This is a genomic window from Paraburkholderia sp. FW306-2-2C-D06C (assembly GCF_058781505.1).
Genome location: NZ_JBYSWU010000055.1, coordinates 1 through 11,841 on the forward strand (window position 1 = coordinate 1; position 11,841 = coordinate 11,841).

At 62.7% G+C, this 11,841-nt stretch carries 11 protein-coding genes; 2 read left to right on the top strand and 9 right to left on the bottom strand.

Annotated features, from left to right (window positions below; translation table 11 throughout):
* The first annotated feature begins 147 nt into the window (after positions 1–147).
* Both AC3WLT_RS30220 and AC3WLT_RS30225 read left to right on the top strand, forming a co-directional pair.
* On the top strand, positions 148–1,458 hold the full coding sequence (locus tag AC3WLT_RS30220; RefSeq protein ID WP_492595318.1) for an ATP-binding protein: 1,311 nt from the start codon (positions 148–150) through the stop codon (positions 1,456–1,458).
* Positions 1,455–1,997 (top strand): response regulator transcription factor, encoded by a 543-nt coding sequence (locus AC3WLT_RS30225; protein ID WP_492595319.1) that lies wholly within the window; start codon positions 1,455–1,457, stop codon positions 1,995–1,997. Before AC3WLT_RS30220 ends, AC3WLT_RS30225 begins: the two co-directional genes overlap by 4 nt.
* Before the next feature lie 122 nt (positions 1,998–2,119).
* On the opposite strand, the gene hslU is transcribed toward AC3WLT_RS30225, so the two are convergent.
* The 9 genes from hslU to AC3WLT_RS30270 all read right to left on the bottom strand — a co-directional run bounded on the left by hslU (position 2,120) and on the right by AC3WLT_RS30270 (position 11,697).
* Positions 2,120–3,466 carry an ATP-dependent protease ATPase subunit HslU gene (hslU, locus tag AC3WLT_RS30230; RefSeq protein WP_492595320.1) on the bottom strand — a complete coding sequence of 449 codons (1,347 nt, stop codon included), beginning with the start codon at positions 3,464–3,466 and terminating at the stop codon, positions 2,120–2,122.
* A 9-nt stretch (positions 3,467–3,475) separates the two neighbouring features.
* Positions 3,476–4,012 (bottom strand): ATP-dependent protease subunit HslV, encoded by a 537-nt coding sequence (hslV, locus tag AC3WLT_RS30235; RefSeq protein ID WP_492595321.1) that lies wholly within the window; start codon positions 4,010–4,012, stop codon positions 3,476–3,478.
* A gap of 392 nt (positions 4,013–4,404) precedes the next feature.
* Positions 4,405–4,824 (bottom strand): RNA polymerase-binding protein DksA, encoded by a 420-nt coding sequence (dksA, locus tag AC3WLT_RS30240; protein ID WP_006050516.1) that lies wholly within the window; start codon positions 4,822–4,824, stop codon positions 4,405–4,407.
* A gap of 652 nt (positions 4,825–5,476) precedes the next feature.
* A complete protein-coding gene (locus tag AC3WLT_RS30245; RefSeq protein ID WP_492595322.1) occupies positions 5,477–6,565 on the bottom strand; it encodes a CobW family GTP-binding protein in 1,089 nt (362 codons plus the stop codon).
* 224 nt (positions 6,566–6,789) lie between these two features.
* Positions 6,790–7,992 carry a class I SAM-dependent rRNA methyltransferase gene (locus AC3WLT_RS30250; RefSeq protein WP_115099363.1) on the bottom strand — a complete coding sequence of 401 codons (1,203 nt, stop codon included), beginning with the start codon at positions 7,990–7,992 and terminating at the stop codon, positions 6,790–6,792.
* Positions 7,993–8,077: 85 nt separating this feature from the next.
* Complete coding sequence (gene xerC / locus AC3WLT_RS30255) at positions 8,078–9,001, bottom strand: tyrosine recombinase XerC (protein ID WP_492595323.1); 924 nt, start codon at positions 8,999–9,001, stop codon at positions 8,078–8,080.
* A 54-nt stretch (positions 9,002–9,055) separates the two neighbouring features.
* Entirely contained in the window at positions 9,056–9,781 is a 726-nt protein-coding gene (locus AC3WLT_RS30260) for a DUF484 family protein (protein WP_492595324.1), read from the bottom strand.
* Positions 9,782–9,865: 84 nt separating this feature from the next.
* The gene (dapF, locus tag AC3WLT_RS30265; RefSeq protein ID WP_492595325.1) at positions 9,866–10,729 is read right to left on the bottom strand and encodes a diaminopimelate epimerase; all 864 of its coding nucleotides are present in this window, start codon (positions 10,727–10,729) and stop codon (positions 9,866–9,868) included.
* 83 nt (positions 10,730–10,812) lie between these two features.
* Positions 10,813–11,697, bottom strand: coding sequence for a lipid A biosynthesis lauroyl acyltransferase (locus tag AC3WLT_RS30270; protein ID WP_492595326.1), 885 nt, complete (start codon positions 11,695–11,697; stop codon positions 10,813–10,815).
* Positions 11,698–11,841 lie beyond the last annotated feature (144 nt).

Genomic DNA, 11,841 nt, shown 5'->3' on the forward strand with positions numbered 1-11,841 from the left:
CTGGAAAACTCGACTTCTCACGCTTTAATGAGCATGCCCGATGAGCCCCGTTACCCACTCCGTTTTCAAAAGAGCCAAAAAAATTCCATATTACCGGCGCGGCGTCTCGCGGTGAGTCAGACAAGTCCGAACAGGTAAACTGACGTCATGCATCGAATAACCAACACCGGCCGGGTCAATCTCGGTCATCTGTTCTGGCTGCGCAGCCTCGCCATCATCGGCCAACTGGTGACGATCGCGTTCGTGCAGACCTTCATCGGCGTGCACCTGCCGTTGCCCGCGATGTTGCTCGTGATCTCGCTCGAAGTAATCTTCAACGGACTCACCTGGTGGCGCGTCTCGCAGCAACGGCCCGAGTCCAACCTCGAATTGTTCGGCCAGATCTGGGTCGATCTGGGCGCGTTGTCGGCGTTGCTGTTTCTGTCCGGCGGCACGACCAATCCGTTTGTGTCGCTGTATCTGCCGTCTCTCGCGATTGCCGCGGCCGTGTTGCCCTGGCAGCTGATGGCGTGGCTCGCGGCGTTCGCGGTGGCCTGCTATGCAGTGCTTGGTTTCGATTCGGTCCCGCTCAATCTCGATAACCCCGCCAACCTGTTCGATTACTATCGCGCGGGCATGTGGGTGAACTTCATGGTCAGCGTCGGCTTGATTGCATGGTTCGTGGCGCGGATGTCGCGAGCGCTGCGGCTACGTGACGCAGCGCTCGGCGACGCCCAGCAGCGCTTGCTGCACGACGAGCGCGCCGTCGCGCTCGGCGTGCAGGCCGCCACCGTCGCGCACGAAATCGGCACGCCGCTGTCTACCATTGCGATGCTGTCCGAAGAATTGCGCGACGCCGCGCGCACGGATCAGGGCCTCGCGCCCTATGCCGCCGATCTCGAACTGCTCGAACAGCAAATGGCGTTGTGTACCTCGGCGCTCGCGGGGCTGCGCAGCCGCGCATCGACGTCGAGCACTCGGCAACGGGTCGCCGAGTGGCTCGAGTCGTTCGGTGAACAATGGCGCTTGCGCCATCCGCATGTGAAATTCGAACGGCTCGGCGTGCCGCCTGCGGAGGTCAGCCTTGACGACACGGTTGCCGTCAGTCAGATTCTCACGATTCTGCTGGACAACGCAGCGCGTGCGAGCCGCGATCACGTGACGCTGGCATGCTGGCTTGCGAAGCAGGGCGACCTGATCGAATTCGAAGTATGCGACGCGGGCCCCGGCATTCCGCCGACGCTGCGCGGTTCGCTCGGCGTGATGCCGGTCGACAGTACGCAGGGCGGACACGGCGTGGGTCTTTACCTGGCGTTTTCTGCGGCAGCGCGTCTGGGCGGTTCGATCGAACTGACCGACGTCAGTGAGATCAAGCCGCGTGGTACGCGCGCAGTGCTGCGGCTGCCGCTCGCGGCACGCAAATTATCCGGCACGGGCCGTCGCGGCGCCGCGCCATCCAACACGGAGAAACAGGCATGAGCGATATGAATTTTCTGGTGATCGACGACGACGAGGTGTTCTCCGGCATCCTCGCCCGCGGTTTGACGCGGCGCGGCTACACGGTGGCCGAAGCACACAACGCGGACGAGGCGATCAAGCTCGCGAACCAGCAGAAGTTCGGCCAGATTACGGTGGACCTGCACCTCGGCAACGACTCGGGCCTCACGCTCGTCGCGCCGTTGCGCGACTTGCAGCCGGACGCGCGGATGCTGGTGCTGACCGGCTATGCGAGCATCGCCACTGCGGTGCAAGCGGTGAAGGACGGCGCGGATAACTATCTGGCGAAACCCGCCAACGTCGAAACGATTTTGTCAGCGCTGCAAAGCGAAGCGAGCGCATTGCAAGCTGAAGAGGCGATCGAGCATCCCACGCCGTTGTCGGTCGCGCGTCTCGAGTGGGAGCATATTCAACGCGTGCTCGCTGAGCACGGCGGCAACATTTCGGCGACCGCGCGCGCGTTGAACATGCATCGTCGAACGTTGCAGCGCAAGTTGGCCAAGCGGCCAGTCAAGCAGTAAGCGCTGGGTCGTTCGTCAGCAAGCCAGCAAGCAAAACGGGCTGCCTTTCGCAAGGCAGCCCGTTTTTTTACGCCTCACACAAGATGCGATGAGGCGCAGGTTTTAATGCGACATAAGCGACATCACAGCACGTAGCGCGAGAGGTCTTCGTCCTCCGCAACTTCATTCAGCGCGCGATCGACATATGCCGCGTCGATCTTGACTGTCGTGCCCGAATGATTGCCGGCCGAGAACGAGACTTCTTCGAGCAGCTTTTCGATCACCGTGTACAAGCGGCGTGCGCCGATATTCTCTGTTTTCTCGTTCACCGAAAATGCGATCTCCGCCAGACGGCGGATGCTGTCGTCGGCGAATTCGAGATGCACGTCTTCGGTTTCGAGCAGCGCCTGGTATTGCTTGACGAGGCTTGCATCGGTGGCGACCAGGATCGATTCGAAATCACCGACCGACAACGAATCCAGTTCGACCCGAATCGGGAAACGGCCTTGCAGCTCCGGAATCAGATCGCTCGGCTTCGCCAGATGAAACGCGCCGCTCGCGATGAACAGGATGTGATCGGTCTTCACCATGCCGTACTTGGTGCTGATCGTGGTGCCTTCGACGAGCGGCAACAGATCGCGCTGCACGCCCTGGCGCGACACCTCGCCGCCGCCCGCTTCGTTACGCGACGCGATCTTGTCGATCTCATCCAGAAACACGATGCCGTTCTGCTCGGCGTTCTGCACCGCCCTGGTTTTCACCTCTTCGTCGTTGAGCATCTTGCCGGCTTCTTCGTCGGTGAGGACTTTCAGCGCTTCCTTCACCTTCATCTTGCGGCGCGTTTTCTTGCCGCCGCCGATGTTGGCGAACATCGAGCGGATCTGCTCGGTCATGTCTTCCATGCCCGGCGGCCCCATGATGTCCATGCCGACTTGCGGCTGTTCGACGTCGAGTTCGATTTCCTTGTCGTCGAGCAAGCCTTCGCGCAGGCGCTTGCGGAAGGTCTGACGCGTGGGGCTGCTTTCATCCACGGTGTCCGCGACGCTCGAGCTCGCGCCGAAACCGACCGGGCGCGCGGTGGGCAGCAGAATGTCGAGAATACGGTCCTCGGCCTGATCTTCAGCCTTGCTTCGCACCTTGCGCATTTCCGTTTCGCGCGTCTGCTTGATCGAAATCTCCATTAGATCGCGCACGATGCTGTCGACGTCGCGGCCTACATAGCCGACTTCGGTGAACTTGGTGGCCTCGATCTTGATGAACGGCGCGTCGGCCAGTTTCGCCAGACGTCGCGCGATTTCGGTTTTGCCGACGCCGGTCGGTCCGATCATCAGAATGTTCTTCGGCGTGATTTCCTGACGCAGCGGTTCCTCGACTTGCTGACGGCGCCAGCGGTTGCGCAATGCCACCGCCACTGCTTTCTTCGCGCGGCCTTGGCCGATGATGTGCTTGTCGAGTTCCGAGACGATCTCGGCAGGGGTCATGGTGCTCATCGTGGGTCCTTACTCGATCGTCTCGATGACGCGGTTATGGTTCGTATAGATGCACATGTCGCCGGCAATCTCCAGCGACTTTTCCACGATTTCGCGCGGCGACAACTCGGTGTTGTCCATGAGCGCCTTCGCGGCGGCTTGCGCATAAGCGCCACCCGAACCGATTGCGCAGATGCCGCCTTCCGGGTCGAGCACGTCGCCGTTGCCGGTGATGACGAGGGTGGTGGCGGCGTCGGCGGCGATCAGCATGGCTTCGAGTCGGCGCAGCATGCGGTCGGTGCGCCAGTCTTTCGCGAGTTCGACGGCCGCGCGCGTCAGATTGCCCTGATGTTTTTCCAGCTTCGCTTCGAAGCGGTCGAGCAGCGAGAAGGCGTCGGCCGTGCCGCCGGCGAAGCCGACCATCACCTTGCCGTTATAGATGCGCCGGACTTTCTTCGCGCCACCCTTCATGACAATGTTGCCCAGCGTCACCTGGCCGTCGCCGCCGAGCGCGACCTTGTCGCCGCGGCGCACGGAGACGATCGTCGTGCCGTGAAATTGCTCCATATGCGTTCCTCTTTGCAAAACGGGTAGGACGCGGCAGCGCAACGCTACCGCATGAATCCGGGAAGCGGACGGCGCGCGACGCGGAAAACCCAACCGGCCGGCGCGCGCTCGTGCAACGCATGTCCGATTTATTTTAGGGCGTGCGCGGTCATATCAAGAGCCGGCAAACGGCATAAGATAAAAAACACGCGACCAGGACGGCGCACGGCAGAGGGGGAAGAGACGGGGGCAGCGCCGGCACGGCGTGGAACCACCGCTCGGCAAAGGATTGGCGCCGTGTTTCCAGCGAACGCTACAAAGCGTCGCGCAAAAGAAAAAGGCGCACAGCTCACCGTGCGCCTCTCGACGAAGCAGCGTAACAGGGCGCGGAGCCGAGGCCGCGCCACAGGCGTTCAATCGCCGAACAGCTTCTGGCGCAGTTCGCGGCGTTCCTGCGCTTCGAGCGACAGGGTGGCCGTGGGCCGTGCGAGCAGACGCGGGATGCCGATCGGTTCGCCGGTTTCTTCGCACCAGCCGTAGTCGCCCGAATCGATGCGCGCGAGCGATTGCTGCACCTTCTTCAGCAGCTTGCGCTCGCGGTCGCGCGTGCGCAGTTCCAGCGCATGCTCTTCCTCGATCGTTGCGCGATCGGCCGGGTCCGGCACGATTACCGTTTCGCGCAGGTTCTCGGTCGTCTGGCCGGCATTGCGGAGAATCTCCGCCTGCAGCTGTTCGAGCTTGTTCTTGAAGAAAGCGAGCTGATCCTCATTCATGTAATCCTTGTCGCTCATCTTCAGGATTTCGGCTTCGGTCAAGAGTCGTTTCGTCGTCATCTGGCTTGCTTCTTCAATGTGAGGCAAAACTCTTACATAGTGCCCGCACTTTCGTGTTGCCCGCAAAGGCGCTTCGAAGACGCTCAATGAGCGCAGGGCGAACACGGACGGTGGACTGTCGTGACGCCGAAGCGCCGGGCGCGTCGATACGCCGAGCGCCTACGCGCTGGGCGCCGCTACGCCAATGCGGGGCCGAACTCCTCTGGAAACCGATTCTCAAGTGCTCCTGAGGCAGTGCTTACCGGCAGCGCACCCGTTCAGGCTGTGCCAGCCGGCATTGTCGGCGTGTTTCCGGACAAGATTTTCCGGCGCCATTTCGGGCCCGGCGCGGGATACGCGCTGACCGGGCAATTCGTTGTCATTCTCCAGTGGGCACGTATTGTAACTGAATCACAATCCTGCACCGCAACTGGTGGAAATCCCGCTGCAGCGCGCTGATATCCCGAAAATATAACGCGCGGACGACCAAAAAGCGATGGTCGTGCACGCTTTAATACAGCAGGGTTTTCACGCGCTTTTCATACGCAGGACTTTTCAGCAGCCTTTCGGCCGTGTCCGGCGCATTCAGCAGACGATTGACGTGGCGCCCATGTCGTCGAAAGCCCCCGCGGCTGAACGGAGCGGCACGGCACGTGCCGCCGCCGCTCGCGCCTTACGCCAGACAGGCGTTCAGACCGTCGGTGATCAGGTCTTGCGGCAGTTCGATGCCGATGAACACCATCTTGTTGGTCTTTTTCTCGATCGGCTGCCATTTCGCGGCCAGATCGCTGCCCATCATCTGATGCACGCCCTGGAAGACGACCTTGCGATCGACGCCCTTCATGTACAGCACGCCCTTGTAGCGCAACAGACGCTCGCCATAGATCTGCAGAATGCCGCCGAGGAAGTCTTCGAGCTTGTTCGGGTCGAACGCGCGGTCGCTGCGGTAGACGAACGATTTGATCTTGTCGTCGTGGTGGGCGTGGCGATGATTCGCGTGATCGTGGCCTTCGTGATCGCAATGGCCGTGGTCGTGATCGCAGTTTTCGTGATCGTCGTGGGTATGGCCATGCTCGTCATGCGCGTGAGCATGGCTGTGCGCGTGTTCGTCTTCGGCGAGGAAGTCCGGATCGATCTCGAGCTTCGAATTCAGGTTGAAGCCGCGCAGGTCGAAGATTTCCTTGATGTCCGCCTCGCCGAAATTGACGACCTTGATCGCCGCCTTCGGATTCATGTGCAGGAGGCGATGACGCAGATCGGCCACGTGCTGTTCGTCGACCAGATCGGCCTTCGTGACGAACAGGCGGTCGGCGAAACCGACCTGGCGCTGCACCACTTCGTGCTCGTCCAACTGCTGATTCGCGTGCTTCGCGTCGACCAGCGTGATGATCGCGTCGAGCAGGAATTCGTCGGCGATCTGGTTATCCATGAAGAACGTCTGCGCGACCGGGCCCGGATTCGCGAGACCGGTGGTTTCGATCACGACGCGGTCGAAATCCAGCTTGCCGGACTGTTTCTGCTCCGCCAGATCGCCCAGCACGCGCGCGAGGTCGCCGCGGATCGTGCAGCAGATGCAGCCGTTGCTCATCTGGATGATCTGCTCGCTCGTGTCGTGCACGAGGATTTCGTTGTCGATGTTTTCTTCGCCGAACTCGTTTTCGATCACGGCGATCTTCATGCCGTGCTTTTCATTCAGGATGCGCTTGAGCAGGGTGGTTTTGCCGCTGCCGAGAAAGCCGGTCAGGATAGTGACGGGAATCATATGGGTCGCCTGTATGTACGTGAATCTGTGCGTAATCGGGTGCGTATCGGGTGCGTAATCGGGGGCTCAAGCGGGTGCGTACGCCGGGCGCGGCGGCCTCGTGGCGCGCAGCCCGGTCTAGCCGGCTATTGAAACATATCTGTCAAGCCGGCGCTGGCGGTGAGGTTCGAACCCGCGTTTGCCCACGCCGCCAGCGCGGGAAATAACTCTGAAACTATGGGCGATCAGGCGATTTGCAACAATAGGCCTTTCAGGTATTCGCCTTCCGGGAATGCGGTGAGCAACGGATGGTCGACCCCCGCGCCGAGCCGCTTGAGAATCCGCGCATCCACGCGCGCGTCGGCGGCGGCGCTCGAGACGATCTTCTGGAACAGTTCGGAGTCGATCGCGCCGGAGCACGAATAGGTGAACAGCAGGCCGCCCGGGCGCAGCAGCTTCAGGCCGGTCAGGTTGATGTCCTTGTAGGCGCGCGATGCACGGTCCACATGTTCACGCGACGGCGCGAATTTCGGCGGATCGAGCACGATCAGGTCGAAGCGTTCGCCGTCGTCGTAAAGACGGCGCAGGGTCTTGAACGCGTCGGCGTCGAGCCACGTGGCGCGCTCGGCATCGAAACCGTTGGCCGCGACGTTCTGCTGCGCGAGCGCCAAAGCCTCGCCCGACGAATCGATCGACACCACGCGTTTGGCGCCGCCCTTGAGCGCTGCCAGCGAGAAGCCGCCGGTGTAGCAGAAGCAGTTCAGCACGTCGCGATCCTGCGCAAGCTGCTGCACCAGCAGGCGATTGTCGCGCTGATCGACGTAGAAGCCGGTCTTGTGGCCGTTGCGCACGTCGACGTGATAACGCACGCCGTTTTCGCTCGAAATCAGTTTTTCCGACGGCGCTTCGCCCGCCAGCACGCCGGTGATCTGTTCGAGCCCTTCCTTCTGGCGGATCGACACGTCCGAGCGTTCGTAGACGTTCGGGCAGCCCGTTGCGCCGGTCAGCGCCGCGACGATCGCTTCCTTCCACGCCTCGACGCCTGCCGCCATGAACTGGCAGACGAGCTGGCTGCGCTGGCCTTCGTCCTCGGCGACGTAGTGGTCGACGATCAGGCCGGGCAGGCCGTCGGCTTCGCCGAAAATCAGCCGCACGGCGCCGGTGTCGTGCACCATCGTCTGACGATGCGCGAGCGCGCGTTGCACGCGGCGCTTGAAGAACGCGTGATCGATCGGCTCGGTTTCGTCGAAGCTCCACACGCGGGCGCGGATCTGCGAATGCGGGCTGTAGGCGGCGCGCGCGAGGAAACGCCCGTCGTGCGCGCGCACCAGCACGGTGGCGCCGGCCGCGGGATTGCCGTCGACGCGATCGATCGCATTGGCATAAACCCACGGATGGCGGCGCAGCAGCGACTTTTCTTTCGACGGTTTGAGCGTAACGGTATTCATCAGGGTGTCAGCAGAGCAAAGGGCCGCGTGCGTGGTGCACACGGCGGTGAAGCGAAGGTGAAGACCGCAACCGCTAAAAGCGGAATCAGCCGCGTTTTTTGGCGCGCGGATGCGCCTGATCGTAGACGTGCGCGAGGTGCTGGAAATCGAGCGCGGTGTAGACCTGAGTGGCGGTGATGCTGGCGTGGCCGAGCAGTTCCTGCACCGCACGCAGGTCGCCGCTCGATTGCAGCACATGCGTGGCGAACGAATGCCGCAACACGTGCGGATGCACGTTGGCGGGAATGCCGGCGACCAGCGCCGCGCGCTTCACCCGGTCACGCACCACGTTCGGCGACAGACGATTGCCGCGCACCGACAGGAACAGCGGATGCGGATCGTGCTTCACCATCTGGTCGCGCACCTCGAGCCATGCGCGCAAGGCCTCGAGCGCCTTGCTGCCGACCGGCACGATGCGGCGCCGGTTGCCTTTGCCGAGCACTTCGACTTCAGCGGAATCGAGCTTGAGCCAGCCCGCGGAGCGGTAGCCGTCGGCATCGGCGAAACGGGCGTCGAGGCCGACCAGTTCGGACAGGCGCAGCCCCGACGAGTAGAACAGCTCCAGCATCGCGTGATCGCGCAAACCCTCGAGCGTGGCGGCGGGCGGGCTTTCCATCAGACGCGTTGCGTCGTCGACGGAAAGCGCTTTGGGCAATGTCCTGGCCTGTTTCGGCGCGCGTACTGTGGCGACCGGGTTGGCCGGCAAGTCGACGCGGCCCGCGAACCAGCGATAAAACGCGCGCCACACCGAGAGCCGATGGCTGATCGAGCGCGCCGTCAGCCCACCCGCGTGCGCGCGGGAAACGGCGCCGCGAATATCGACGGCGGTGAGGCTTTCGAGCGGCCGGCCTCTCGCCAGCAGCTTCAGTTCCGCGAGTTCGTGCGTGTAGCCGCGCAGCGTATGTGCCGATAGCCGCCGCTCGTGTTCGAGATTCGACAGATAGGCGGCGATCGGGTCGGCTTCGGTCACGATGGGCGGCGTTTGGGCGGATCGGCGTGGAATCGGCCTGGAATCGGCGCGCGATCAGCGCGGCAGCAGACGGCTCAGCGCCGCGCTTGCCAACGCGGCGATCTGCGTCAGGAAATCGGTGGCCATGCCGTCATGGAAGCGGCGCGGATCGGCTGAGCCCATCACCAGCAGGCCGAAGGTGGGCGCTTCTTCCTTGCCTTCGGGGTCGCGCAGCGCGAGCAGCGCGATCGACTCGGTGACGTGTACGGATCCGCTTGCGTTATCGGCCGCCGGCGCCGCGTCGTCCGCGACCGCCGACACTGCCGGCGCCAGCCAATGTGCCGCTTCGAAGCCGGTGTTCGCGCCGCAATACGGCGTGGTGAGACTGTTCGCGAAGATTCGCACTTCCTCGCCGACGTGGCGCGCGAAGTCGGCCTGAGTGTACGGTTCGGCGATGTCCCACACACGCAGCGTGGCTTGCGGCACATCGAAAATCTCGCGCAAGCCGTTGGCGATCGTGCGCGGCAGCGCATACGGATCGCGCTCGGCCATCACGCGGATGGTCCAGCGATTGAATTTCGACGCGATGCTGTCGTTCTCGTGGCCATAGCGAAGCAGCTCGGCGAGGCGCCGTTCGAGCAGTTTGTTCTTGTCGCGCAGCATTTCCATCTGCCGCTCCTGCAGCGACACCGCGGCTTTGCCGTGCGGGTTCGCAAGCCGGATGGTCGCGATCATTTCCGCGTGTTCGGCGAAGAATTCGGGATTGGCGAGCAGATATTCGGCGACTTCGCGATCGTTCATGGTTTCGGCTAAAGGACTACGGGACGACGCCTTCGGGCGACGCATCGGTCAATGGGTTGAGTGGGCCGTCGGCTGGTTAGCCGGCTAATCGGCCAGTTCGATTTCGCCTTCGAAAACGGTTGCCGCCGGGCCGGCCATCAGGAGCGGCGAGCCTTCCTGCGTGCTGTCCCACGAAATCGTCAGCTTGCCGCCGTGCGTGTGCACGAGGACCGGCGCATCGAGCAGCCCGCGGCGGATGCCGGCGGCCACCGCCGCGCAAGCGCCCGTGCCGCACGCCAGCGTTTCGCCTGCGCCGCGCTCATAGACGCGCAGTTTGATTTCGCTACGGCCGACAATTTGCATGAAGCCCGCGTTCACTCGCTGCGGGAAACGTGCATGCCGCTCGATCACCGGGCCGTCGGTCAGCACCGGGAAATCTTCGACGTCGTCCACCACCTGCACCGCGTGCGGATTGCCCATCGACACTGCCGAGATCCAGCGTGTCGCGCCGTTCACCTCGAGCGGCCAAAGCGTGTCGGCGCCTTCGCCTCGGCCTTCGAGACCCTTGGTGGCGAACGGCACACGCTCCGGGTCGAACACCGGCGTGCCCATGTCGACCAGCACCTCGCCGTTCTCCTGCATGGTCAGCGTGATGGTGCCGTTCTGAACCTGCACGCGCACGCTGCGCTTGTCGGTCAAGCCGGTATCGCGCACGAACTTGACGAAGCAGCGCGCGCCATTGCCGCAATGTTCGACCTCGCCGCCGTCGCAATTGAAGATGCGATAGCGGAAGTCGACGCCTTCGAGCGTGGGCTTTTCGACCAGCAGCAACTGGTCGGCGCCGACGCCGAAATGCCGGTCCGCGAGCGCGCGCACCTGTTCCGGCCTCAGGTTGACCGGTTGGGTGTAGCCGTCGAGCACGACGAAGTCATTGCCCGCGCCGTGCATTTTGGTGAATTTCAGTTTCATCACGCTATTGTAAGTGACGCGCCGGCAGGTGAGCCGAACGCCGCGCTATTTCAGCGTTTCGGTGCTTTTTCGACGCGATGTGCTCAGTACACGCTCGGCTGACCCGGCGGCCGGGTCTTGAAGCGCTTGTGAACCCAGTAATACTGCTCGGGGATGTGGGGAATCTGTTCTTCGAGGAAGGCGTTCATGCGACGCGCATCGATATCGTCGTCGCCGGAGGGGTAGTTGTCCCACGGCTTGAATACCTTCAACCGGTAGCCTTTGTAGTTCGGCAGCACTTCGCCGATGAACGGCACCACTTGCGCTTGTCCGACCTTGGCGAGCCGTCCGACGGCCGTCAGCGTGCATGCCTGTACGCCAAAGAACGGCACGAACGTCGAGTTGCGCATGCCGTAGTCCATGTCGGCGCCGAGCATGACGGGCTTATGATCGCGTAGCCAGCGAAGCACGATGCGCGCGCTGTCAGCGCGGCTTGCCATATCCGCGCCGAAGCGGCCGCGCGCGGCTATCGCTACGTCGTCGAGCACCTTGTTGGAGATCGGCTGATAGAGCGCGCCGCACTGCCGGCGCAGTGCGTGATTAATGAACACGGAGCCTGCCTCGATACCGACGAAATGCGCGCCAAGCAACAAGGTGGGCGGCATGTCGGGATCCAGCAGGTCGATCTCGCTATCCACCTGTACGAGCTTTTCGAGCTTCTTCGCAGAGCCGAACCACTGCACACTGCGCTCCACATAGCTGCGGATTGCATGGCGGAAGTGTTTTTGCGCGATCTCTGCGCGGTGCTCCTCGCTCCATTCCGGGAAACACAAGGTCAGGTTGATGTGAACGATGCGCTTACGGTTGCTGGGGATCTGATAGAGCAGCCAGCCAAGCCCGTCGCCCATTCTTGCAACGAGGCCGTACGGCAGCAGCGCTAAAAATTTCAGCAGCCCAATGGCCAGGTGGGCACCAATACGACTCAGCATGCCGCCCCTCCGTGTGGGGCGTCGAGCGACGCTTTGCTCAAGAAACCTGGAAACGGGTTGAAATACGGCACGGGTGAACACTCTGTGGCAATCAACGGAAGTCGCTATAATAAGGGCTTCGCCGAGTTAATAGACAACTTGCGG